Raw genomic sequence first — 24,520 nt, 5'->3', positions numbered from 1 at the left:
CCCGCCCCGATGAGGTCTCCGAGGTCTCCGGGCGCGCATCCCCACGCGCCCGGGCCTCTGACGGCATGCCCCGCTCTCCACCCGTGGTCCCCTCTCCCGGAACGGGGGAGGGTCAGGGAGGGGGAGGCAGCGCCGCCCGCATTTCCGTTGAACGGGGGCGCAGCTACGCCCCCGCCCGCGTCACTTCAGCATTACCGGCTCTTCCGGCAGGTACTCATCGGTGAAATACAGCGACACGTCGGGTTCGTTCTGGAACTCGTAGACGGTGCCGATCTGCGCGACCGCGCTTTCCAGACGCGCCATGTCGATCCCGCCAAGGCCGTTTTCCATCACGTAGTCGGTCAGCACGTTGCCGTCGATCGTCAGCGCAAGGCGCTCGGTCTCAAGCTCGGCGTCGGCGGCCGGGTTACGCTCCATCAGGCTCGGGATGACGGCAGCCGGATCGGCCACGGCATCGGCCCAGCCCTTGCCGACGGCGACAAGGAACGCCTTCACGACATCCGGGTTCTCGGCGGCGAAGTCGGTGTTCACGATCACCGCGTTGCCATAGAGGTCGACTCCGTAGTCCGAGAACATGATGACGCTGATGTCATCTTCCGGCACGCCAAGGCGCTTGGTGTTCAGGAAGGACGAGAAGTTGTAGCCGGTGACGGCGGCCACGTTGCCTTCGGCCAGCATCGGCTCGCGGGTCGGGAAGCCGACCGGCTCGACGGTGATCGCGTCGACGTCCAGATCGTTCTCGGCCGCGAAGATCGGGAACTGGGCCCATGCGCCATCGGGCGGCGGCGCGCCAAGCACCTTGCCTTCAAGGTCTTTCGGCATCTCGACGCCCAGCGACTTGCGGCCGACGATGGCGAAGGGCGGCGCGTCGTAGATCATCATGACGGCGGTAACCGGCGCACCCGGGTTCTGGTCGAGGAACCGGATCAGCGAGTTGATGTCGGCAAAGCCGATCGGGAATGCGCCGGTGGCGACCTTCGGGATCGCGTCAAGCGAACCCGAGCCAGCGGTGATCTCGACCTCGAGACCGGCCTCGGCGAAGTAGCCTTCGTCGATGGCGGTGAAATACGGCGCGGCCGGACCTTCGAATTTCCAGTCGAGCGCGAAGGGCACGCTGGTCTGCCCCAGCGCACCGCCGGCCATGGCGACGACGGTCGCGGCGGCGGTCAGGATAGTACGATGAAACACGAGTTCCTCTCCTCTCTGTGAATCGTCCCGCCGCAAATTTTCCGAACCACGTGGCGGCGTCCAGCAATCCCGCCCCGGATCTCGCCACCAGAAGCCTGTGCTTAATTAATAATCGTCATGCGGAGGGAATGAGCAAATTTCAGGTGCGTTTGAGTCAGGTCGCGCCCTTCGCCGAGACACGCGAAAGTTCGTGCGTCTCGCTGACCGGCTTGGGCGTCCGGAAAATGACGCAAGGTCCGGCGCGCACAATTTTCGGGCTTGGGACGCCAAGTGCCGCTTGGATCAGCACAATCTGTTGTGCCGCCTCTTCAAAACGTGGAAAGTCGGTGCGGAAGAAGAAAGGGCGCGACCACTCCATGGCGATCACCGCATCCATCTATCACCTGACGCATTACAAATATGACCGCCCGGTTACGCTCGGCCCCCAGATCATCCGGCTCAGACCGGCGCCGCACAGCCGCACCCCGGTCCTGTCGCACTCGCTGAAGGTCTCGCCCGGCGGGCATTTCGTGAACCACCAGCAAGACGCCTACGGCAACTGGCAGGCGCGCTTCGTGTTTCCCGACCCGGTGATGGAGTTCAAGATCGAGGTCGACCTGACCGCCGACATGTCGGTCTACAACCCGTTCGACTTCTTCGTCGAGGAAACCGCCGAGGGGTATCCGTTCGACTATGACGAGGCGATCCGGGACGACCTGTCGATCTACCTCAAGCCCGAACCGATGACGCCGAGGGTCAAGGACTTCGTGGCGTCCGTCGACACCAAGGATATCAATACGGTCGACCTGATCGTGGCGCTGAACACGCGGCTGTCGAACGAGATCGGCTATGTGATCCGGATGGAGCCGGGCGTTCAGACGCCCGAGCAGACGCTGGAGATCGGCAAGGGCTCGTGCCGCGACACCTCGTGGTTGCTGGTCAACGTCCTGCGCCATCTCGGCATCGCCGCACGGTTCTGTTCCGGCTACCTGATCCAGCTGAAACCCGACCTCGTGGCGCTGGACGGCCCTGCGGGGACCGACCACGACTTCACCGACCTGCACGCCTGGTGCGAGGCCTACATCCCCGGCGCGGGCTGGATCGGCGTCGACCCGACCTCTGGCCTGCTGACCGGCGAAAGCCACATCCCGCTGGCCGCCACCCCGCACTATCGCAACGCCGCCCCGATCAGCGGGGTCGCAAGCTTTGCCGAGGTGGATTTCTCCTTCGACATGAAGGTCACCCGCACCGCCGAACATCCCCGCATCACCAAGCCCTTCTCTGAAGAGGCGTGGGAGGATCTCGACAAGCTGGGCGACAAGGTCGACGCGGCGATCAAATCCGCCGATATGCGGCTGACCATGGGCGGCGAACCGACCTTCGTGTCGATCGACGATTTCGAGTCGGACGAGTGGAACACCGCCGCCGTCGGCCCGCAGAAACGCGGGCTGGCCGACAAGCTGATCCGCCGTCTGCGCGACCGTTTCGCGCCGGGCGGCTTCCTGCACTACGGTCAAGGCAAGTGGTACCCGGGCGAGACGCTGCCGCGCTGGACCTTCAGCCTATACTGGCGCACCGACGGCAAGCCGATCTGGAAGAACGAAAAGCTGATCGCGACCGAGGAAAAGCAGGACACGGCCACGCCCGACAACGCCGACAGGTTCCTGAGCGGGTTCGCCGAACGGCTGGGTGTCGACCCCGGGCACGTCCAGCCAACCTACGAGGACCCGGCCGAGTGGATCCTGAAAGAGGGCGAACTGCCGCCGAACGTCACGCCCGAGGACAGCAAGCTGAAGGACCCCGAGGCGCGCGCCCGGATCGCCCGCGTGTTCAGCCGCGGGCTTGAGAAACCGGCGGGCTATGCCCTGCCCCTGCAACGCTGGCAGTCCAAGGCGCAGCCCTCGACCCGCTGGCGCAGCGAGTACTGGAAGACGCGCCGCGGTCACCTGTTCCTTGTACCCGGTGACAGCCCCGTGGGCTTCCGCCTGCCGCTGGGCTCGCTGCCGCACGTTCCCCCATCGTCCTATCCCTACACCTACCCCGCCGATCCGTCGGTCATCGAGGGCGAGCTGCCCGACACTCATGCCGCGCTGTCAGAGCGCCGCCAGAAGCTGCTGGAAGAACTGCAGCGCATCGCGACGGAAGAGGCCGAACAGCAGGCCGACATGGTGCCCGAGGTATCCTCGGATCACACGCAGCCGGTCAGCGCCGCGCGCGACGCCGGGCCGCGCCAGACGATTGTGGAACAGGGCATCGACCCCGAGAACAGCGAGGTGCGCACCGCCATCGCGATCGAGCCGCGCGACGGCCGCCTGTGCCTTTTCATGCCGCCGGTCGAGGCGGTCGAGGATTACCTCGAACTGCTGACCGCCGCCGAGGATACCGCCGAAGAGTTGGGCCTGCCGATCCATATCGAAGGCTACTCGCCGCCGCACGATCCCCGGATGAATGTCATCCGCGTCGCCCCCGATCCCGGCGTGATCGAGGTGAACATCCACCCCGCCCGGTCTTGGGACGACTGCAAGGCGATCACCGAGGGCGTCTATGACGAGGCGCGCCAGTCGCGCCTCGGCGCCGACAAGTTCATGATCGACGGCAAGCACACCGGCACCGGCGGCGGCAATCATGTCGTGGTGGGTGGTGCATCGACGCTCGACTCGCCCTTCCTGCGGCGGCCCGACCTGATGCGGTCGCTGGTGCTTTACTGGCAGCGGCACCCGTCGCTGTCCTACCTATTCTCGGGCCTGTTCATCGGCCCGACCTCGCAGGCGCCCCGCATCGACGAGGCGCGCCACGACGGGCTGTACGAGCTGGAAATCGCGCTTAGCCAGATCCCGCACCCGGAACAGGGCACGCCGCCGATGCCGTGGCTGACCGACCGGCTGTTGCGCAACCTGCTGACGGATGTCACCGGCAACACCCACCGGGCCGAGATCTGCATCGACAAGCTGTATTCCCCCGATGGCCCGACCGGGCGTCTGGGCCTTGTGGAGTTTCGCGGCTTCGAGATGCCGCCCGACCCGCGCATGTCGCTGGCCCAGCAACTGCTGATCCGCGCCCTGCTGGTGCGGATGTGGGACGATCCCATCGGCGGTAACTTCACCCGCTGGGGGACGACGCTGCACGACCGGTTCATGCTGCCGCATTATGTCTGGCAGGATTTCATGGACGTACTGGATGACCTGCGGCAGCACGGCTTCGACTTCCGTTCGGACTGGTACGAAGCGCAGCAAGAGTTCCGCTTCCCGTTCTGCGGCGAGGTGACCGTGGGCAACGTAACGCTGGAACTGCGTCAGGCCCTGGAGCCGTGGCACGTGCTGGGCGAGACTGGCGCCATCGGCGGCACCGTTCGCTATACCGACAGCTCGACCGAGCGGCTTCAGGTGAAGCTGACCGCCGCCGACCCCGGTCGCTACATCGTTACCTGCAACACCCGCCGCGTGCCGTTGCGCCCGACCGGCGACAGCGGCGTGTCGGTGGCCGGCGTGCGGTTCAAAGCGTGGCAGGCCGCGGCGGCGATGCACCCGGTGACGCCGGTCGATGCCCCGCTGACGTTCGACATCTACGACACCTGGACCGGCCGACCGCTGGGCGGCTGCGTCTATCACGTCGCGCACCCGGGCGGACGGAACTATGAGACCTTCCCGGTCAACGCGAACGAGGCCGAGGCGCGGCGACTGGCGCGGTTCGAGGCGCATGGCCACACGCCGGGCGCCTACACACCGCCGCCAGAGCATCCGCATCCCGAGTTCCCGATGACGCTCGATCTGCGCAGGCCGCCCGATGTCTGACATGCCCGGCCGAAGCGGGCCGCCGGACTGGATGGCCCGCGCCGCGCGGCTTCTGCGCGACTACAAGCCCCTTGCCGGGGTGGCCGACGAATTGATGGACACCGAGGGCAATGTCCGCTCGGTCTGGATCAACTTCCTGCAGGACCTCGCCGCGCTGCCGAAGGACGAGCTGACGCTCGCCACTTCGCGGGGCGATCAGTACCTGCGCGACGCGGGCGTGTTCTTCCGCCATTACGGACCAGAGGACGGCGCTGAACGCGACTGGCCCCTGTCACACCTGCCGCTGCTGATCGACATCGAGGAATGGCACCAGATCGCCATTGGCCTGATCGAACGCGCGGACCTGCTGGAACGGGTGATGGCCGACATCTACGGCCCCGGCACGCTGGTGCGCGACGGGGTCATCCCGCCCGACCTGCTGGCCGGTAACCCGGAATGGCTGCGCCCGATGGTGGGGGTCCGCCCCCGGTCGGGCAGTTTCCTGCACCACGTCGCCTTCGACATCGGCCGCGGCCCCGACGGCAACTGGTGGGTGCTGTGCGACCGCACGCAGGCGCCGTCCGGCGCAGGCTTTGCGCTGGAAACCCGGATGGCGACGGCGCGCGCCTTCCCCGACATCATGAGCCGCAGCAACGTCGTGCGCATCGCCCGGTTCTTCCGGCTGTTCCGCGACGCGATGCTGGACCTGCGCAACGGTGACGGCAGCCGGGTGGCGATCCTGACGCCCGGGCCGATGAACGACACTTACTTCGAGCACGCCTATATCGCGCGTTACCTCGGCTTCCTGCTGGTGCAGGGCGAGGACCTTGTAGTCCACAACGGCGACCTGATGGTTCACACCGTCAGCGGGCCGCAGCCCGTGTCCGTGCTGTGGCGGCGGCTCGATTCCAACTGGATCGACCCGCTGGAGTTGCGCGAAAGCTCTCAGATCGGCACCCCCGGCCTGCTGGGCGCGCTGCGCGCGGGGTCGGTGAACATGGTCAACGCGGTGGGCTCGGGCGCGCTGGAGATCCGCGCGCTGATGGCCTTCCTGCCACGCATCGCCGAGCATTTGACCGGCAAGCCGCTGGCGCTGCCGAACATCGCGACGTGGTGGTGCGGCGGTGCGGCGGCGCGCGACTATGTCAAAGCGAACCTCGACCGGATGACGCTGGACCGCGCGATGTCGACCGGCCTGCCCTTCGACCACGGCGAAGAGGTCACTATCGCGGGCCGCACGCCAGAGGGCGAGCCGATCGACCCGTCGCGGATCGACACGCTTGCAGGGTCGCTTGCGGCGCAAGAGATCGTGTCGCTTTCGACCACGCCGGCGCTGGAGAACGGGCGGCTGGTGCCCCGCCCGATGAGCCTGCGCGTGTTCCTTGCCCGGACGCCGGACGGCTGGCAGGTGATGCCCGGAGGCTTCGCCCGCGTCGGCAACTCCTCGGAATCCGCCAACGTCGCGATGCAGAAAGGTGGCGCCGTCAGCGACGTCTGGATCGTCGGGCGCGAGAAAGACGCGGGCGAGACGCTGCTGAAGCCTGCCGAGACCGGCTTTCGCCGCCGTCAGACCGTTTCGCTTCCGTCCCGGGCGGCGGACAACCTGTTCTGGCTTGGCCGCTACACCGAACGCGCGGAACACAAGATCCGGTTGCTGCGCGCCTATCACCTGCGGCTGGCAGAGACCGGGCGCCCCGATCTGCCGCTGAACGAATACCTCGCCGACTACCTCGAGACGCTTGGCTGCGAGACACCGATGGCCACGACCGAGGATGTGCGCGCGGCGCTGCGCAGCGCGGGCAGCATCCGCGACCGGTTCTCGGTCGACGGCTGGAACGCGCTGACCGACCTGCTGCGCACGATGGAGCGACTGGCGCCGAAGCTGCGTCCCGGCGATGACGCGGCGCGCGCGATGAGCGTCTTCCTTCGCAAGATTTCCGGTTTCTCGGGCCTTGTGCACGAGAACATGTACCGGTTCACCGGCTGGCGCTTCCTGTCCATCGGGCGCGCGATGGAACGCGCGTGGGCGACCTCGAACGTACTGTGCGCCTTCACGTCGGAAGAGGCGCCCGAGGGCAGCAGCGACATCGCCATCGAGGCGGGCGACTCGATCATGAGCCACCGCCGCCGGTTCGCGGTGGGCGCCGGGCGCGAGACCGTGCTGGACCTGCTGCTGCTCGATGCGCTGAACCCGCGGTCGGTGCTGCATCAGTTGACCATGATGCACGAGCATCTGCGCTATCTGCCCGTCCATCACGAAGGCCCCCGGATGACCCCGGTGCTGCGGCAGGTGATGCGGATGGAGACCGACCTTGCCGTCGCCACCGCAGACGATTTCGATGACGCCCGCCTGTCCGAGGTCGCCGGCGAAACCGCCGCGCTGACCGGGCTGCTGGCCCAAAGCTATTTGCGGTGACGTCCATGCTTTACGACATCAGCCTGAAGATCGCCTACGACTACGACAGTTCTGCCGACGCGGGCCGGCACATCCTGCGGATCGTTCCGGCGGATCTGCCCGGCGAGCAGCGTGTCATCGCATCCAGCCTGACCATCCACCCCACCCCGTCAGAGCGGGTCACGCGGCGCGATTTCTTCGATAACGCCTGCGTCGACATCGCCTATGACGACCCGGTGTCCGAGACCGAGTTCCGCGTCACCGCCCGCGTCGAACGCCACGACGCGCCCCCCGCACTGGACGTCTCGCCCGACCTTCCGTCGCTGGCGAACGAACTGACGCAGCACGCCTCGATCGGCCCCGCCGCACCACACCACTTTCTGTTCCCCTCGGAACGCGTAGGCTATCATCCCGAGATCGTCGCGTGGGCGCGCGAGGTGTCGGCGGGCTGCTTCACCGCCTTCTCGATCACGCGGACGATCTGCGACGCGGTGCATGACGGGCTGACCTTCGACCCCGAGGCCACGATGGTCGACACCCCGGTGGACGAGGCCTTCCGCCTGAAACGCGGCGTCTGCCAGGATTTCACCCACATCACCATCGCCGCCCTGCGCGGGCTGGGCATCCCGGCGGGCTATGTCTCTGGCTACCTGCGCACCCTGCCGCCCGAAGGCGAGGAAAAGCTGGAAGGCGCGGATGCGATGCACGCATGGGTCCGTGCCTGGTGCGGCGCCGACATGGGCTGGGTCGAGCTTGACCCGACGAACCGCATGCTGGCCGGGCTCGATCATGTTGTCGTCGCGCGGGGGCGGGACTATTTCGACCTGGCACCCGTCAAGGGCGCGCTGCGGACCGCGGGCGCCCAGACCACCACGCAATCGGTGGACGTCAAAGAGGTTCACCCGACATAGCCCTGAAGGTTCCGATGTTCTCGAACACCACCCGCCGCCTCATCGAGTGGGGCGATTGCGATCCCGCCGGGATCGTCTTCAACCCAAAGTTCTTTGTCTATTTCGACCACTGCACCGCGTTGCTGTACGGCGCGGCCGGATTCGGCAAAAGCAAGATGCTGGAAGAGTTCGGCGCCGCCGGGGCTCCGGTCGTGAAAACCGGGGCCGAGTTCCACGTGCCCTGCACCTTCGGCGAAGAGGTGACGATCACCTCGACCGTGACCCGTGTGGGCACCTCAAGCTTCGACGTGACCCACCGGCTGGAAAAGGACGGTGTGCTGCGCGTCGAGGGCAAGGAAACCCGTGTCTGGACACAGCGCGCGCCGGACGGCAGCGGGCTGGTGTCCGCACCGCTGCCCGAGGCGCTGGCGAAGGTGTTCCGGGGCTAGGGCTTCCGCGCGATGATGAAGGGGCGGGTGTCGCGTCCCTTCGTGGCATGGCGCTCGACCGCCAGCACGTCGAACCCGGCGTCTCGGATCATCGCTTCGAGTTCGGTTGCCGAGAAAACGCCGACCGACGGCGCCTTGCCGACCATCTTCATCAGCGGCAGCGCAAGGTAAGGGATCAGCGGGCTCATGTCGGACAGGCAGGCCGTCTTGCTGACGAACAACCCACCCGGCACCAGCAGGTCCATGACAAGGTTCAGGGTGGATGGCAGGTCGCGCACGAGATGCAGATAGTTGAACCCGAGGACGGCATCCCACCGCATCGGTTCGTGCGCCATGTCTTCGACCGTCGCGGGGCGAAAGCTAAGCCCGGCCACCGGCGCGGCGGCGGACTTGTTTTCGGCGATGGCGATCATTTCGGATGATATGTCGGTGCCGATGTAGCCGCCGACATGAGGGGCCAGCCGCAGGGCGGTGCTGCCCGTCCCGCATCCAAGTTCCAGCACGCGCATCTCGGGCCGCAACAGCTCGGCGGTCCGTTCGATGCTTCGCGCATAGCCGGCTTCGTCCGAAACCGGGCTTTTGGCATACTTCGCGGCGGCGCGATCCCAGAACCGCGCGTCTTTCGTGTCGTTCATCCTGCGTCCCCAGCGTCGCTTTCGAACGGATATCTGAAGTGCGCTTACCATTGACGCAGGGGCATGTCGCCACGCATCGCCTTTCGCCGGTCGGATTTATCGCTACATCCCGCAAGCCGCGCCCGAAGCGCGCCTGAAACGCACCCAAAACGGGCGTGTCCGGGTGGCGTTCGGAAGGACGAATCGCGCGCGTGCTGAATTGCGTTCGGTTGGCGAAAACCTAGTAAAATAGTCGGATTGACAAATCCGACTGAATCGCTCACCTTTTCGCCCGTATCACCAGCCACCCCGGTCCCTCCGGGGAAGCCCGGAACGAACAACGGAGTGGAGCGATGACACCCTCGAAGGACATGCCCCGCCGGACAGAGGCTGGTGCCCGACAGAGCCTCGTCGCGGCGGATATTCTGAACATTCTGGCCGAAGGCGGTCTGGCCGCTGGCCATGGCGTCGAGTGGCTGCTGGACAACCTCGACCGACGCTCCGAGGTGCGGACATGACCTACGAAGCGAAACAGGTGATCGAGGCGCAGACCGGATTCCCGACCTATCGCGCCGAAGATCTTGTCGCCGGTGGCCGCGAGGCGAAGATCCTGCTGGGCGACCAGTGCTACACGCTGCGCATCACGCGCGCGGGCAAGCTGATCCTCACGAAATGACCGAGCCGTCAGCGCATACCCGGCGCGGCGGCGCGCCCGTCGGATACGTCACCGAACTGGACGCCGTCGGTGCCGGGGCGGTGATGTACCTTCGCATGTGGAGCGACGGCCCCGAGGCTCAGGCGCTGGCGGACCGCGATTTCGCAATGCACCTTGGTCCGCAGCAGGGTCCGGTGACGACGCGCGCGCTGGATCAGATCATGGACATCTGCGCCCGCTATGGCCGGCGGCCGCTGATGCGGCACAGCCTCGACTGCAAATGCCTTGGCGGCGACGAAAGCTGCTTTGCCACTTTCGTCTCGTCCGCCTGCGAGGGCGACCGTGAAGACGCCCTGCTGATTGCGATGAACATCGTGCGCGCCGACATGGCGCCGCAGCTGGCCGATCTGGCCCAGACCTTCGGGCTTGCCCTGAAACGGATTTCGCTTCTGTCCCGAACAACGGGCCGGAAGCACAACGCACAACCAACCCTGCACTAGACCTAGATAAGGACCACTAGCCAAATGCGACACCTCAAGACCGCCGCGAGCGCCACGGCCCTCACCCTCGGCCTGACCGGCAGCGTTTTTGCTGCCGACGTCTCGAAAGAGGCCGTTCTGACCACCTATGCGGATATTGCTGCCGCCAAATACGCTGACAGCCTCGCGACTGCCCAGACGCTGAAGGCCGCGATCGACGCGCTGATCGCCGAACCGTCCGACCTGACGCTTCAGGCCGCGAAAGAGGCATGGCTGGCCGCCCGCGTGCCGTATCAGCAGACCGAAGTTTACCGCTTCGGCAACGCGATCGTCGACGACTGGGAAGGCAAGGTGAACGCATGGCCGCTGGATGAAGGCTTGATCGACTATGTGGACGGCTCTTACGGCGGCCCGACGGACGAGAACGAATTCGCGGCGCTGAACGTCATCGCCAACCCGACCTTCACCCTGTCGGGCGAAGAGATCGACGCGACCGACATCACGCCCGAACTGCTGTCCGACACGCTGCACGAGGCTGACGGTGTCGAGGCGAACGTCGCCACCGGTTATCACGCGATTGAATTCCTGCTTTGGGGTCAGGACCTGAACGGCCACGGCACCGGCGCGGGCGCCCGTCCCTACACCGACTACCTGCAGGGCGACGACTGCACCGGCGGCAACTGCGACCGCCGCGCCGACTATCTTTCGGCCGCGACCGAACTTCTCATCTCGGATCTCGAGTGGATCACCGCCCAGTGGGAAGAAGGCGGCGAGGCCCGCACGACGCTGATGGGTGACGTCGACGCCGGCATCGTGGCGATGCTGACCGGCATGGGCAGCCTGTCCTACGGCGAGCAGGCGGGCGAGCGTATGCGCCTTGGCCTGATGCTGAACGACCCCGAGGAAGAGCACGACTGCTTCTCGGACAACACGCACAACAGCCACTACTACGACGGCATGGGCATCCAGAACGTCTATCTCGGCGAATATGCCCGCATCGACGGCAGCGTCGTGGACGGCGCGTCGCTGAGCGATCTGGTCGCCGCGACCGATGCCGATCTCGACACCGAGATGCAGCTGAAACTGGCCGCCACCATGCGGGCGCTGGGTCAGATCAAGGCCACCGCCGAAGCGGGCTTTGCCTATGACCAGATGCTGGAACGCGGCAATGTCGACGGCGAACGGCTTGTGATGGGCGGCGTCAACGCGCTGATCGACCAGACGGGCAGCATCGAGCGCGTGGTCTCGACGTTGGGTCTGGACCAGATCGAGTTCGAAGGCTCCGACTCGCTGGACGACCCGGACGCGGTGTTCCAGTAACACCAGCCATCAGGCAAACCGGACGGCCCCGCATCGCGGGGCCGTTTTGGTTTGCGAAGCCCTGCCGCAACGCCCTCAGCGCCAAGGTGTCACACCCGCCGTTGCCCAGTCTTGAACCTGAAGGGCTTCAATTCCGACAGCTTTCATAAGATAACCGCAGCGATCGAAGCCGGAGACGTCCCGTGACACGCAAGCCCGCACTAGCGTTCGCCCTCACCTGCATCGCCAGCGCCGCAATCGGCGGCCCGCTTGACGAACCGCACCTTCAGATCATCCCGCGCACCGACGACGAAAGCGCGCGGATCGAAGCGGTCACGACGCCTGCCGATACATTCGATACCCCGGCCCGGTTCGAGGAAATGTCCGCCGGCGCCACCACCGTCCGCGCCCGCGACAACGCCGATGCCTTCTCGCAGCCGTCCGCCAACATCGGCTTCGAGGGCGAGCTGGAATTCAAAGTCGGCAACGGGCTGTTCAAGAAGATCTGGGTCTCTGCGCCCTCGTCGACGCTGGCCTCGGACGGTCTGGGGCCGCTGTTCAACGCGCGCTCGTGTCAGCGGTGCCACATCAAGGACGGCCGCGGCCACCCGCCAGAGGGGCCGGAGGACAACGCCGTTTCGATGTTCCTGCGCGTGTCCATTCCCGGCGGCCCCGAAGACGGTATCGCCGAGATCGAGGACTATATCGCCACGCTGCCCGAGCCGACCTACGGCACCCAGCTTCAGGATTTCGCACTGCCCGGCCACGCCGCCGAGTACAAGCTTCAGATCGACTATGAAGAGATCGAGGTGCCGCTGTCGGGGGGCGAGGTCGCCTATCTGCGCGAACCGACCTACACCGCCGACGCCCTTGGCTATGGCCCCCTGCACCCGGACGCGATGCTTAGCCCCCGTGTCGCGCCGCACATGCTGGGGATGGGCCTGCTGGAAGCGATCCCGGCGGCCGACATCCTTGCGAACGCGGACGAAGACGACGCGGATGGCGACGGCGTTTCGGGACGGCCGAACATCGTCTGGTCGGCGCAGTACGACATTCCGATGCTGGGCCGGTTCGGCTGGAAGGCCGGCAATCCGACGGTGATGGAACAGACCGCGTCGGCCTTCGTCGGCGACATCGGCATCTCCAACCCGCTGTTCACGTCCGGGGCGGGCGAATGCACCGACCTTCAGGCGGATTGCATGGCCGCGCGGCATGGCGACGGGGACGACCGGGTGTACGAGATCGACCAGCAGGGGCTGGATCTGGTCACTTTCTACTCGCAAAACCTCGCGGTGCCCGCCCGGCGCGACGTGGGCGACCCCGAGGTGCTGAACGGCAAGCGGGTGTTCTATGAGACCGGCTGCATCTCGTGCCATACGCCTTCCTTTGTCACCCACCGGCTTGAGGGCGAGGTCGCGCAGAGCTTCCAGTTGATTTGGCCCTACTCGGACCTGCTGCTGCATGACATGGGTGAAGGGCTGGCCGACCACCGACCCGAGGCCCGCGCGGACGGCTATGAATGGCGCACGCCGCCGCTGTGGGGGATCGGCCTGACAGAGACCGTGTCGGGTCACACCTATTTCCTGCACGATGGCCGTGCGCGGTCGCTTCTGGAGGCGATCCTGTGGCATGGTGGCGAGGCACAGGCACAGCGCGATGCGGTGGTCGACATGCCGCCCGAGGATCGCGCCGCCCTGATCCGTTTCCTGGAGAGCCTTTGATATGTTGCGTAACCTTCTCTCCGGCCTCGCGTTGTTCGTCAGCGCCGCGACGGCTTCGGCCTATGACATCGGCACGATCATCGACCGCCACGTGATCCCCGGCTACGAGACGCTGGCGCGGCGCGCCGTGGAACTGGACACCGCCGCACAGGCCAGTTGCAGCGCCGACAGTCACGATCTGCGCGCCGCCTATAACGCCGCCTTCGACGCGTGGGTGCGGGTCAGCCATATCCGTTTCGGGCCATCCGAGGACGAGGACCGCGCCTTTGCGCTGGCTTTCTGGCCCGACACCCGCGGCTTCACCCCGCGCGAGCTGGCCACGCTGATCGAGACCGAGGATCCGGTGATCGAAACGCAGGAAGAATTCTCCCACGTCTCGATCGCCGCGCGCGGCTTCTACGCGATGGAATTCCTGCTGTACGATCCGCAATTCACCGCCGCCGAGCCGGAAGACTACCGCTGCGCCCTGGTTCGGGCCGTGGCGCGCGACATCGAGGCCAACGCCGAGGCGATCCTTGCCGGCTGGCAGGACGGCTATGCCGAGGTGATGCTGACGGCGGGCGAGAACGACACCTACCGCAGCCGCGAGGAAGCGGCGCAGCGGTTCTTCGGCGCGGTCGCGACCGGTTTGCAGTTCACTTCCGACACCCGGCTTGGCCGTCCGCTGGGCACCTTCGACCGACCGCGCCCAAACCGGGCAGAGGCGCGCCGCTCGGGCCGCGCGCTGCGCAACGTGGTGCTGTCTTTGGAAGGCACGCGGCAACTGGTCCGGCTGCTGGCCGAAGACTCCGAGACGGTCACCGACACGCTTGATGCCGCCTATGACCGCGCGTTCGAGCAGGCCAAGGAACTGGAGGATGACCCGGTTCTGGAAGGTGTCGACGATCCGCAGCAACGGCTGAAGATCGAGATCCTTCAACAGAACATCGACCGCATCCGCGAGTTGCTTGGCACGTCGCTGGGGCCGCTTCTTGGCGTGGGCACCGGATTCAACGCGATGGACGGAGACTGAAATGGCAACGCGGCGCGGATTTCTGGCGGGGTTGATGGCGACAGGTCTGACGCCGAAGGTCAGCTGGGCCGATGCCGGGGCGCCCGCCTATCTTGCGGCGGCGCAGCTGCCGGACGGTGCCTACAACCTGTTCGGGCTGACCGACACTGGCGCAGAGGTGTTTCGCCTGCCCCTGCCCGACCGTGGCCATGCCGCAGCCGCGCACCCGACCCGCCCCGAAGCCGTCGCCTTCGCGCGCCGCCCCGGCACCTTCGCCGTGGTGCTGGACTGCGCGGGCGGGCGTATCCACGCGACGCTGGAAGCCCCCGAGGGCCGTCACTTCTATGGCCACGGCGCGTTCTCTCCGGGCGGCGACATCCTGTTCACGCCCGAGAACGACTTCGAGAACGCGCGCGGCGTGATCGGCATGTGGGACGCAACCGCCGGCTACACACGCCTTGGCGAATTCGACTCGGGCGGGGTCGGGCCGCATGACACGCTGCTGATCCCCGGCACTGACGTACTGGCCGTTGCCAATGGCGGGATCGAGACGCACCCGGCCTCGGGCCGCGCCAAGCTGAACATCCCGATGATGCAGCCGAACCTGTCCTACGTCACCATCGGGGGCGAGTTGCTTGAGACGGTCGACCTGCCGCGCGACTACCACAAGAACTCGTTGCGCCATCTTTCGGTGCGCGCCGACGGGCTGGTGGCCTTCGCGATGCAGTGGCAAGGCGACGTGACCGACAGCCCGGCGCTGGCCGGTCTGCACCGCCGCGGCGGCGATATGCGGTTTGCGATGGCCGACGCAGAGAGCCACCGTCGGATGGAAGGCTATGCCGGCAGCGTTTCTTTCTCCGACGACGGCGACCGGTTCGCCATCACCTCGCCGCGCGGCGGGCTGGTGCAGGTGTTCTCGTCTGACGACGCGGCGCTGGTGGACACGGTCGAAAGCGTGGACGTCTGCGGTGTGAACGCGGGTCCGGACGGGTTCGTCTTCACCGCCGGAACCGGGCTCATCTCTACGCCCGGGATGGACCTGTCGCGCCACGCGGTTGCATGGGACAACCACCTTGTCCGCATTCCGTCACCGGTCCGCGCCTGACCCTGCGACTTCATCAACTCTTTGCAGGTTGCCGGTTCAAAACCATAATTTGGTTTTGAGGATCGCCGCGAATCTGGCAGAAAGTCGGAATTGTATAATTGCGTTAACTTCGCAGGTACGGGACAGGAGCAAGGCATGCGGAAATTGATCGTTGCGACGGCGTTGGCCTTGCTGTGTTCCGGAACCGCCTATGCGGGCGCAATCGAACGCGCCTGCCTGTCGTCCCCCCGTGGCGCGGCGAACCCGAAATTGTGCGGCTGCATTCAGGCCGTTGCGGACCGCACGCTGTCATCCAGCGACCAGCGGATGGCGGCACGGTTCTTCAAGGACCCGCATATGGCGCAGGAGATCCGCCAGTCGGACAATGCCTCGCACGAGGTGTTCTGGAAGCGCTACAAGGTGTTCGGCGCCACGGCGGAAAGCTATTGCCGCTGACGCGGCGGACGGCGGCCTAGCCCCGGATCGCCTTCAGCAGCCCTTTCGCACCCGCTTCCACAAGGTCCAGCGCCTCGTCGAAATCGCGCGTGTAATAGGGATCGGGCACCGCATCGCGCCCCGTTTCAGGCGCATAGCTTAGAAACAGCTTCGGCTCGACGCCGCCCTCGGGCCGGATCGCCTGAAGGTTCGACAGGTTCGATCCATCCATGCCCAGCACCAGATCGAAGCGCATGAAATCGTCGGGCCTCACCTGCCGCGCACGCTGCGCCGAGATGTCATAGCCACGCGCGGCGGCGGCTTCGATGGCTGGCGGATAGGGAGGATCACCGGTGTGCCAGTCGCCGGTGGCGGCGCTGTCGATGGTCAGATCTAGCCCCTCGCGTTCGGCAAGGGTGCGGAACACACCCTCGGCCATCGGGGACCGGCAGATGTTGCCAAGGCAGACGAACAGGACACTTTGGATCATGGGCGTCAGGAAATGGCCTGCGGGCGGGAAGGTCAAGCGTTGCCGTCGCGGGCGCTGGCGGGCAGTCTCGGGGCGAAGAAGGGGGCCAGCCAATGCCGAAAATCGTGATCCTGACCGGGGCGGGGATATCCGCGGAAAGCGGGCTTGGCACATTCCGCGACGTGGACGGGCTGTGGACCAGATACGACCTGAACGACGTCGCGACGCCTGAAGGGTTCGCGCGCAACCCGGCGCTGGTGCATGACTTCTATAACGCCCGGCGCGACAATTGCCGGGGCGCGGCCCCGAACGCGGCCCACGCGGCGCTGGCGCGGCTGGAGACAGGGCTTGCCAGCGGCGAAGTGCTGGTGGTTACCCAGAATATCGACGACCTGCACGAGCGCGCCGGAAGCCGTGCGGTCTGGCACATGCACGGCGAACTGGCCTGCGCCCTGTGCGCCGCCTGTGGCGCGCGCTGGGACGCGCCTGCGGCCACCCGGCCCGAAGACCCCTGCCCCGCCTGCGGCGCACCCACCACGCGGCCGGACGTCGTCTGGTTCGGGGAAATGCCCTATCTGATGGACGAGATCTTCGAGGCGCTGACCGACTGCGACCTGTTCGTGTCCATCGGAACCTCGGGAGAGGTCTACCCCGCGGCGGGATTCGTCCGCGTCGCGTCAGACGCCGGCGCAGAAACGCTGGAACTGAATCTCGAAGCCTCTGCCAATGTGCTGGACTTCGACCAGCAGCGGCAGGGCAAGGCCACCGACATCGTGCCCGCGTGGGTGGCCGAGGTTCTGGGCGGATAGACCCGACGCCACAAATGCAAACAGCCCCGTTCCCGGTGGAACGAGGCCGTCAGACAAGAAACCCGGAAGGGATCAGGCGGCTGACTGAGCCTTCGCGATTTCTTTCTTGATCTTCAGCGCGTTGGCCGACAGCTCTGCATCCTTGGCTTTCGCAAGGAAGGCGTCGATGCCACCGCGGTGGTCCACCGTGCGCAGGGCAGCGGCAGAGATCCGCAGCTTGACCGGACGGCCCAGCGTTTCGGACATCAGCGACACGTCGTTCAGGTTCGGCAGAAAGCGACGCTTGGTCTTGTTGTTGGCGTGGCTGACGTTGTTGCCAACCATCGGACCTTTTCCGGTCAGTTCGCAGCGGCGCGACATGGTTTCATCCTCGGCTTAAAGCGGTCAGGCGCCGCATTCGCAGCGCCGTGAATTCAGTTCGGGTGCTTTAAAGGCAATTCAAACCGGGCGTCAAGTGATTCATCCCGCTTTCGGGCCGGAATCGCCGGGCTTTGCCGGAACGTCCCGTTTCGACAGGCGGCGGACCACATCCTGCAACTGATCGCGCAGCGCCTCGATGTCTTCCGCCGACATGCCAAAGGCGTCGAACAGCGTCTCCGGAACCCGCGCGGCCTTCGCTTTCAGCGCCCGCCCCTCGTCCGTCAGCGCGACCAGCACGCGGCGTTCGTCCTTCGGGTCGCGGGACCGGCGGACTAGGCCCGCCGATTCCATCCGCTTCAGAAGCGGCGTCAGGGTGCCGCTGTCCAGATGCAGCCGTTCGCCCAACGAGCCTACCGATTGCGGGCTGTCCGCCTCCCACAGCACCAGCAGAACAAGGTACTGCGGATAGGTCAGCCCCAGCGGCTCCAGCACGCCGCGATAGGTGCGCGTGACGAGGTTCGACGCCGCATACAGCGGAAAGCAGATCTGCAGGTCCAGCTTCAGAAGGTCGTCGAACTCGTCCATCACTCACACGGCTTTCGCGGTTACATCTACATCTATGTTACCACGCGTCGCGTTGGAATAGGGGCAGACCTTGTGCGCCGACGCGGCAATCGACTCGGCGGTCGATTGGTCGACGCCCGCGATCTCGACATCCAGCTTCAGCGTCAGCTCGAAGCCGCCGGTCGCGTTCTGGCCAATGCCCACGGTGGCGACCACCTTGACGTCATCGTCTTTCAACTCGGCCTTGTGCTTCTTCGCGACGCCCATCACGGCGCTGCCGAAGCAAGCGGCGAACCCGCCCGCGAACAGCTGCTCGGGGTTGGTGGCCGTGCCGGTGCCGCCCATGGCGGTCGGCATGGCGACGTCGGTGGACAGCAGGCCGTCTTCGGATTCGATATGGCCGTTGCGGCCGCCGGTAGAGGTGACGGTGGAGGTATAGGCAACCATCGGTAGGTCCTTTCAGATTTACACTCCCACAATTAAATTGTGCGAAATTTAAATCTGTCAAGACCGAAGCCGTCGTTTTCTCGGGGGGTCAAATCTTTCGGAAATCCGCTTCAGCGGAGCGTCGAGAGCATTTCCTGTGCTGCAGCAGCCGGGGCCGTGTCACCTCGCGCCACTGCATCGCCCAGCGCCTGCAACCGCGCCTTCGCTTCGGCATCCCCGGTGAGACGCGCCAGCAGGCCCTGCCGGACCTCTTCTTCAAACCAGTGCCGCGCCTGATCCTGACGCCGCCGGTCCCAGTGCCCGTTCTCGCGCCGCCACTCGGTCAGCGCCTGCATGTCGGCCCACGCGGCGTCCAGCCCGGCGACCGTCAGGGCCGAGACGGTCAGCGCCTTCGGAAATCCCTCCGGGTCCTGCGGCCGCTTTCGCAACAGCCGCAACGCTCCGGCATAGTCGGCGCAGGTCCGCGTGGCGGCGGGTTTCAGGTCGCCGTCCGCCTTGTTCACAAGGATCAGGTCGGCGATCTCCATGATGCCGCGCTTGACCCCCTGCAACTCGTCGCCGCCCGCCGGCGCCAGCAACAGCACGAACAGATCGGTCATGTCGGCGACCATCGTCTCGGACTGGCCCACACCCACCGTCTCGATCATCACCGCGTCGAAGCCTGCCGCCTCGCACAGCCGGATCACCTCGCGCGTGCGCCGCGCCACGCCACCAAGCTGCGTCTGCGCCGGAGACGGCCGGATGAAGGCGTTGGGATCGCGGCTAAGCTGTTCCATCCGCGTCTTGTCGCCAAGGATCGACCCGCCGGACCGCGCCGAGGACGGATCGACCGCCAGCACCGCGATCCGCATGCCCTGCCCGGTCAGCGATTTGCCGAAGGCTTCGATGAAGGTGGATTTGCCAACGCCGGGTGTGCCCGACAGACCGATCCGCAGCGCCTGCCGATCCGGCAGCGCATCCATCAGCGCGGTCGCGGCAATGCGGTGATCGGCGCGATTGCTTTCAACCAACGTGATTGCACGCGCGAGGGCGCGGCGCTCTCCGGCGGCGACGCGGTCGGCGAGAGTCTGCGTGTCCGGTCCGGTCATCGGCCGCCCCTTTACTCGGCTGTCACCAAAAGCGACAGGATGTTAAGTGTGTGCCCTCTCAGCTGCGGGAATGTCCAGCCGATGCGCGTCCTAACCCTTGTTCTCTGTGTCTTTCTTCCCGGTCTGGCGCTTGCCGCCGACCGCGCCGTGTCGCGGTACGACATCGCGATCCGCGGCTTCCGGGTTGGCGAACTGCGGCTGACGGTCGAAGAAGCGCCCGGCCAGTATTCGGTGGCCGCCGCCGTGGACAGCGTGGGCGCGGTGGGGTTCTTCCGGCCATTCTCGTACCGTGCACGGGCGTGGGGGACGGTGCAGAACGGACGCTTCCGGCCCGCCAGCTATGCCGAGACGGCGGATACCGGACGGCGGCAGTCCGAAGCGGAGCTGAAATACGTGGGCGGCGTGCCCGAGGTGCGCAGTTATACCTCGCCCCGGCCGCCGGGCGCGGACAGCCCCGACCCGGCAACTCAGGGCGGCACGCTCGATCCGCTGACCGCGATGTGGGCGGTGCTGGGCGACGGCATGGCCTGTGGCAAGACGCTGGTGCTGTTCGACGGTGCGCGGCGCAGCCACGTGCGGCTTGGTCCGCAACGCGCCGTCGCGGGTGGCGTGACCTGCGCGGGCGAATACCGACGGCTGGAAGGGTTCACCGAAGAAGAACTCAGCCGCCATGTCTTCTTTCCCATGACCGTCCGCTACACCCCCGGCCCGGATGGCCGACTGAGCGCCGAGCGGGTCGAGGTGCAATCGGTCTATGGTCTTGCCACGGTCGATCGCCGATAAGGCGCGGGTGAGCACGCTACCGATCGAAGACGCCATTCCCGACCTGCTGGCCGCCCTGCGCGGGCCGGGGGTTGCCGTGCTGCAGGCGCCTCCGGGCGCGGGCAAGACGACGCGGGTGCCGCTGGCGATGCTAGAGGCTGGACTGCCCGCCGATGGACGGATCGTCATGCTGGAGCCCCGCAGGCTGGCCGCGCGGGGCGCTGCCGTGCGGATGGCCGAAGTGCTGGGCGAGGATGTCGGGCAAACCGTCGGCTACCGGATGCGGGGCGACACCAAGGTCTCCAAGGCCACCCGGATCGAGGTGGTCACCGAAGGCATTCTGACACGAATGCTGCAATCCGACCCCGAACTGACCGGGATCGGGGCGCTGATCTTTGACGAATTCCACGAACGCAGCCTGAACGCCGATCTTGGTCTGGCGCTGGCGTGGGAGGTGCGCGGCGCGCTTCGGCCCGAAATGCTGGTGTTGGTGATGTCGGCCACGCTGGACGCCGAACCGGTGGCCGCGATGCTGGACGCGCCGGTCGTAACCTCTGAAGGTCGGTCTTATCCGGTCGACCTGCGCTGGCTGGAAAAGCCGGTGCCGAAGGGCGTCTGGTTCGATACCGCGATGACGGATCTGCTGGTGCAGGCGGCGAGTGAGACCGAGGGTGGTATCCTCGCCTTCCTGCCCGGCGAGGGAGAGATCCGGCGCGTGCAGTCGGCGCTAGAGGGGCGGCTGCCGAAGGACGTTCGGGTTCAGCCGCTGTACGGCGCCCTGCCCTTCGCCGCCCAGCGCGCGGCTGTGTCGCCGCTGAAGGACGGGCGCAAACTGGTACTGGCCACTTCCATCGCGGAAACGGCGCTGACCATTCAAGACGTGAGGGTCGTGGTGGACGGCGGGCAGGCGCGGCGGGCGCGGTTCGATCCGGGCCGGGGCATGTCGCGGCTGGTGACAGAGCGCGTGACGCGCGCCGAGGCGACCCAGCGCGGGGGCCGGGCCGGACGGGTGGCGCCGGGCGTCTGCTACCGGCTTTGGACGAAGGGCGAGGAAGGCGGGCTGCTGGCGTTCCCGCCACCCGAGATCGTCACCGCCGACCTCTGCGGGCTGGCGTTGGAACTGGCGCTGTGGGGCGTGGCAGGGACCGGCGATCTAGCGCTGATGACCCCGCCGCCGGACGGCGGGCTGGACGACGCGCAGGCGCTTCTGCGCGACCTTGGCGCGCTGGATACGAGCGGATCCATCACCGACCACGGCCGGCGGCTGGCGGCGTTGCCTTTGCATCCCCGGCTTGCACATATGCTGGAATCGGCGGGGCCTTCTGCGGCAGAGTTGGCCGCCCTATTGAACGAACGCGATCCGCTGCGGGGTGAAGGCTGCGACCTGACGCTGCGGCTGCGGGCGCTGAAACGGCCAAGGGGCAACCCCGGTCTGGAACGGATCGCGTCCGAGGCGAAGCGACTGGCGCGGCTGGCGAGCGGGCGCGACAGGGGTCTGTCCCCTGCCGAAATGGCGGCCCTCGCTTACCCCGACCGTGTTGGTCTGCGCCGCCCCGGCGACGCGCCGCGCTGGCTGCTGTCCGGCGGCACCGGGGCCGAGATGGACGCATCCGATGCACTGGCCGGCAGTCGCCTGATCGTGGCGACCGATCTTGACGGTCGCGGGCGCGAGGCGAAGGTCCGGCAGGCCGTTGCGATGACCGAGGCGGAACTGCGCGGCCTCTATGCCGACCGCATCGCATGGCACGACGTCTGCCGCTGGTCGAAACGGCACCGCCGGGTCGAGGCGCGGCGGCACGAGATGTTCGGCGCGCTGGTGCTGGACGACCGCGTCTGGAAGAACCCGCCCGCCGAAGCCTTCGCCCGCGCCCTTCTCGACGCGGCGCGCGACATAGGCCTGCCGTGGTCCGACCGCGCGCGCCGCGTGCAATCGCGGATTGAACTGTTGCGGTCGCAGGGCGCGGACCTGCCCGACTGTTCAGATGACGGGCTGATGGCGGCGCTGGACGACTGGCTGTATCCGCATCTGGTGGGCCGCCGCTCGCTAGAGGGGCTGGACCTGTCGGCGGCGATCCTGTCGCGGCTCGACTGGGCGCAGCAGCAAGAGCTGGACCGGCTCGCGCCCTCGGATTTCGAGACGCCGCTGGGGCGGAAGGTTCCCGTCGACTATGCCGGAGGCGCACCGGGCATCGAGGTGCGCCTGCAAGAGATGTTCGGCGTCACCACACATCCGGTCGTCGGTCCGGAACGGCTGCCGCTGCGGGTGACGCTGCTGTCTCCGGCACGGCGACCGGTGCAGGTCACGACCGACTTGCCAGGCTTCTGGGCGACAAGCTATGCAGACGTCAGGAAAGACATGCGCGGGCAGTATCCCAAGCATCCGTGGCCGGAAGATCCCACACAAGCCGACCCGACCCTTCGGGCGAAGCCGCGAAAGTAGAAGCGGCAACCTGTTGGATTTGTGAATCTTTGGCCGACAAAGACCGCAAAAATCAGCGTCAAAAGCCTGAAAAATGAAAGGCCGCCCACCGGCGGCCCTTCTCGTGATCGCTGGCCGCGGGCGCTACTGGCCCCACGGTCCATGGTAGTCGGTGCCATCCTTGTCGGTCCGCTCGAACCCGTGCGCCCCGAAGAAGTCGCGCTGGCCCTGGATCAGCGCGGCGGTTCCGCGACCCTTCCGCAGCGTGTCGTAATAGGCCAGCGCCGAGGACAGCGCGGGAACGGCCAGACCGTTGATCGCCGACTGCGACACCACCCGGCGCAGGGCCGGGATCGCGTCGTTCAGCATCCTTACGAAGGCAGGCGCGAGGACCAGCGTGTCGCCCGGAAGATCGTCGCGGAAGGCCGAGGCGATATCGTCCAGCAACGACGACCGGATGATGCAGCCCGCGCGCCAGATTTCGGCGGCGGACGACAGATCGAGGTTCCAGTCGAACTCGTCCGACGCCGCCCGCAGCAGCGAGAAGCCCTGGCTGTAACCGATGATGCGGGCGGCAAGCAGCGCGCGTTCCAGATCGCCTTCCAGCAGCGGCAACGCGGTTTCCGCGCCCGGCAGTTCGCCAAGCAGCCCCTCGGCGGCTTCGCGCAGCGGCTTGCCCGCCGACCACGACCGCGCGGCGACCGCCGCTTCGATGGTCGAGGGGGATTGGCCAAGCTTCAGCGCCTCGATCACCGTCCAGCGGCCGGTGCCCTTCTGGCCCGCCGTATCCTGAATGATGTCGACCATCGGGGCGCCGGTCTCGGGATCGGTGGCTCGCAGTACCTCGGCGGTGATCTCGACGAGATAGGATTGCAGCGGGCCCTGGTTCCACTCGGCGAAGATTTCACCGATGGCTTCGGGCGAACGCCCGTCGCCGTCGCGCAGGATGCCGTAGATCTCGGCGATCATCTGCATGTCGGCGTATTCGATGCCGTTGTGGACGGTCTTCACGAAATGGCCCGCGCCGTCGGGGCCCATGTGGGCGGCGCAGGGCACATCCTGATACTTGGCGGCAATGGCCTCGACGATCTCGGACAGTTCCGAGTAGGCCGCAGGCGCGCCGCCGACCATGATCGAGGGCCCGTGGCGCGCGCCTTCCTCGCCGCCCGACACGCCCATGCCGACGAAGCGGAAGCCTTCGTCCTTCAGCGCAGCTTCGCGCCGGCGGGTGTCGTGGAAGTCGGCATTGCCGGCGTCGATGATGATGTCGCCCTTGTCGAGATGCGGCTTCAGGTCGTCGATCACCGCATCGACCGGGCCACCAGCCTTGACCATGATGATGATCGCGCGGGGCGGTGTCAGGGCGGCGGCCATCGCGGCATAGTCTTCGGCCGCGACCAGTTGGTCCGCAAGATCACCGGCGTTGGCGATGAAATCGTCGATCACGCTGGTGGTGCGGTTGTGGACGACGACGGGGAAGCCCTTTTCCGCGATGTTCAGCGCGAGGTTCGCGCCCATTACCCCAAGGCCAACAAGCCCGATGCGTGCGTCTGCCATAGTCGTCTCCATATCCTGCTTGCGCTAACGTATGCGCGAAGACGGCTCAGACAAGCGAAAGCCGCCGAGATCGGGCGATCGCGGCGGCTTTGACTG

General features: G+C 66.7%; 24 protein-coding genes. 15 read left to right on the top strand and 9 right to left on the bottom strand.

The window, feature by feature from the left end; genetic code table 11:
• Positions 1-180: 180 nt before the first annotated feature.
• Complete coding sequence (locus ACP156_RS13990; RefSeq protein WP_425051972.1) at positions 181-1,188, bottom strand: ABC transporter substrate-binding protein; 1,008 nt, start codon at positions 1,186-1,188, stop codon at positions 181-183.
• 154 nt (positions 1,189-1,342) lie between these two features.
• A complete protein-coding gene (locus ACP156_RS13985; protein WP_425051971.1) occupies positions 1,343-1,564 on the bottom strand; it encodes a hypothetical protein in 222 nt (73 codons plus the stop codon).
• Here ACP156_RS13985 and ACP156_RS13980 point away from each other — a divergent pair.
• The 4 genes from ACP156_RS13980 to ACP156_RS13965 are packed head-to-tail and all read left to right on the top strand — an operon-like array spanning position 1,545 to position 8,671.
• Positions 1,545-4,958 carry a DUF2126 domain-containing protein gene (locus tag ACP156_RS13980; RefSeq protein WP_425051970.1) on the top strand — a complete coding sequence of 1,138 codons (3,414 nt, stop codon included), beginning with the start codon at positions 1,545-1,547 and terminating at the stop codon, positions 4,956-4,958. The two genes, ACP156_RS13985 and ACP156_RS13980, sit on opposite strands and share 20 nt — an antisense overlap.
• 1 nt (position 4,959) lies before the next feature.
• The gene (locus tag ACP156_RS13975; protein WP_425051969.1) at positions 4,960-7,353 is read left to right on the top strand and encodes a circularly permuted type 2 ATP-grasp protein; all 2,394 of its coding nucleotides are present in this window, start codon (positions 4,960-4,962) and stop codon (positions 7,351-7,353) included.
• A 5-nt stretch (positions 7,354-7,358) separates the two neighbouring features.
• Complete coding sequence (locus ACP156_RS13970) at positions 7,359-8,243, top strand: transglutaminase family protein (protein ID WP_425051968.1); 885 nt, start codon at positions 7,359-7,361, stop codon at positions 8,241-8,243.
• Positions 8,244-8,257: 14 nt separating this feature from the next.
• A complete protein-coding gene (locus tag ACP156_RS13965; protein ID WP_425051967.1) occupies positions 8,258-8,671 on the top strand; it encodes an acyl-CoA thioesterase in 414 nt (137 codons plus the stop codon).
• Here the strand turns inward: ACP156_RS13965 and ACP156_RS13960 are convergent.
• Positions 8,668-9,306, bottom strand: coding sequence for a class I SAM-dependent methyltransferase (locus ACP156_RS13960; RefSeq protein WP_425051966.1), 639 nt, complete (start codon positions 9,304-9,306; stop codon positions 8,668-8,670). The genes ACP156_RS13965 and ACP156_RS13960 overlap by 4 nt on opposite strands.
• A gap of 332 nt (positions 9,307-9,638) precedes the next feature.
• Here ACP156_RS13960 and ACP156_RS13955 point away from each other — a divergent pair, with 332 nt between their 5' ends.
• The 8 genes from ACP156_RS13955 to ACP156_RS13920 all read left to right on the top strand — a co-directional run bounded on the left by ACP156_RS13955 (position 9,639) and on the right by ACP156_RS13920 (position 15,970).
• Positions 9,639-9,803 carry a hypothetical protein gene (locus ACP156_RS13955; protein ID WP_425051965.1) on the top strand — a complete coding sequence of 55 codons (165 nt, stop codon included), beginning with the start codon at positions 9,639-9,641 and terminating at the stop codon, positions 9,801-9,803.
• Entirely contained in the window at positions 9,800-9,961 is a 162-nt protein-coding gene (hemP, locus tag ACP156_RS13950) for a hemin uptake protein HemP (RefSeq protein ID WP_425051964.1), read from the top strand. Before ACP156_RS13955 ends, hemP begins: the two co-directional genes overlap by 4 nt.
• Positions 9,958-10,440 carry a hypothetical protein gene (locus ACP156_RS13945; protein ID WP_425051963.1) on the top strand — a complete coding sequence of 161 codons (483 nt, stop codon included), beginning with the start codon at positions 9,958-9,960 and terminating at the stop codon, positions 10,438-10,440. The genes hemP and ACP156_RS13945 overlap by 4 nt, the downstream gene beginning before the upstream one ends.
• A 24-nt stretch (positions 10,441-10,464) precedes the next feature.
• Complete coding sequence (locus ACP156_RS13940; protein WP_425051962.1) at positions 10,465-11,739, top strand: imelysin family protein; 1,275 nt, start codon at positions 10,465-10,467, stop codon at positions 11,737-11,739.
• Between the two features lie 182 nt (positions 11,740-11,921).
• Positions 11,922-13,439, top strand: coding sequence for a di-heme oxidoredictase family protein (locus tag ACP156_RS13935; RefSeq protein ID WP_425051961.1), 1,518 nt, complete (start codon positions 11,922-11,924; stop codon positions 13,437-13,439).
• Position 13,440: 1 nt separating this feature from the next.
• Positions 13,441-14,451, top strand: a complete 1,011-nt coding sequence (locus tag ACP156_RS13930; protein ID WP_425051960.1) for an imelysin family protein — start codon at positions 13,441-13,443, stop codon at positions 14,449-14,451.
• A gap of 1 nt (position 14,452) precedes the next feature.
• Complete coding sequence (locus ACP156_RS13925) at positions 14,453-15,535, top strand: DUF1513 domain-containing protein (RefSeq protein WP_425051959.1); 1,083 nt, start codon at positions 14,453-14,455, stop codon at positions 15,533-15,535.
• A gap of 135 nt (positions 15,536-15,670) precedes the next feature.
• Positions 15,671-15,970 carry a hypothetical protein gene (locus ACP156_RS13920; RefSeq protein WP_425051958.1) on the top strand — a complete coding sequence of 100 codons (300 nt, stop codon included), beginning with the start codon at positions 15,671-15,673 and terminating at the stop codon, positions 15,968-15,970.
• A gap of 16 nt (positions 15,971-15,986) precedes the next feature.
• On the opposite strand, the gene ACP156_RS13915 is transcribed toward ACP156_RS13920, so the two are convergent.
• On the bottom strand, positions 15,987-16,439 hold the full coding sequence (locus ACP156_RS13915) for a low molecular weight protein-tyrosine-phosphatase (protein WP_425051957.1): 453 nt from the start codon (positions 16,437-16,439) through the stop codon (positions 15,987-15,989).
• A gap of 92 nt (positions 16,440-16,531) precedes the next feature.
• On the opposite strand from ACP156_RS13915, the gene ACP156_RS13910 reads away from it, so the two are divergent.
• Positions 16,532-17,227: an NAD-dependent deacylase gene (locus ACP156_RS13910; RefSeq protein ID WP_425051956.1), complete on the top strand. Its 696-nt coding sequence runs from the start codon at positions 16,532-16,534 to the stop codon at positions 17,225-17,227.
• 72 nt (positions 17,228-17,299) lie between these two features.
• On the opposite strand, the gene rpmB is transcribed toward ACP156_RS13910, so the two are convergent.
• From rpmB to meaB, 4 genes are all read right to left on the bottom strand, one after another.
• Complete coding sequence (gene rpmB / locus ACP156_RS13905) at positions 17,300-17,587, bottom strand: 50S ribosomal protein L28 (protein ID WP_425051955.1); 288 nt, start codon at positions 17,585-17,587, stop codon at positions 17,300-17,302.
• A gap of 99 nt (positions 17,588-17,686) precedes the next feature.
• A complete protein-coding gene (locus tag ACP156_RS13900) occupies positions 17,687-18,172 on the bottom strand; it encodes a MarR family winged helix-turn-helix transcriptional regulator (RefSeq protein WP_425051954.1) in 486 nt (161 codons plus the stop codon).
• Between the two features lie 3 nt (positions 18,173-18,175).
• Positions 18,176-18,598 carry an organic hydroperoxide resistance protein gene (locus tag ACP156_RS13895; RefSeq protein WP_425051953.1) on the bottom strand — a complete coding sequence of 141 codons (423 nt, stop codon included), beginning with the start codon at positions 18,596-18,598 and terminating at the stop codon, positions 18,176-18,178.
• 110 nt (positions 18,599-18,708) lie between these two features.
• Positions 18,709-19,686 (bottom strand): methylmalonyl Co-A mutase-associated GTPase MeaB, encoded by a 978-nt coding sequence (gene meaB, locus ACP156_RS13890; RefSeq protein ID WP_425051952.1) that lies wholly within the window; start codon positions 19,684-19,686, stop codon positions 18,709-18,711.
• 81 nt (positions 19,687-19,767) lie between these two features.
• On the opposite strand from meaB, the gene ACP156_RS13885 reads away from it, so the two are divergent.
• Both ACP156_RS13885 and hrpB read left to right on the top strand, forming a co-directional pair.
• A complete protein-coding gene (locus ACP156_RS13885) occupies positions 19,768-20,469 on the top strand; it encodes a DUF3108 domain-containing protein (protein WP_425051951.1) in 702 nt (233 codons plus the stop codon).
• A 7-nt stretch (positions 20,470-20,476) separates the two neighbouring features.
• The gene (gene hrpB, locus ACP156_RS13880; protein ID WP_425051950.1) at positions 20,477-22,888 is read left to right on the top strand and encodes an ATP-dependent helicase HrpB; all 2,412 of its coding nucleotides are present in this window, start codon (positions 20,477-20,479) and stop codon (positions 22,886-22,888) included.
• 123 nt (positions 22,889-23,011) lie between these two features.
• On the opposite strand, the gene gndA is transcribed toward hrpB, so the two are convergent.
• Positions 23,012-24,424, bottom strand: a complete 1,413-nt coding sequence (gndA, locus tag ACP156_RS13875) for an NADP-dependent phosphogluconate dehydrogenase (protein WP_425051949.1) — start codon at positions 24,422-24,424, stop codon at positions 23,012-23,014.
• Between the last annotated feature and the right edge of the window lie 96 nt (positions 24,425-24,520).

Source organism: Psychromarinibacter sp. S121, from assembly GCF_049801035.1.
GTDB lineage: Bacteria > Pseudomonadota > Alphaproteobacteria > Rhodobacterales > Rhodobacteraceae > Psychromarinibacter.
This window is presented reverse-complemented; position numbering and strand designations above follow the sequence as displayed.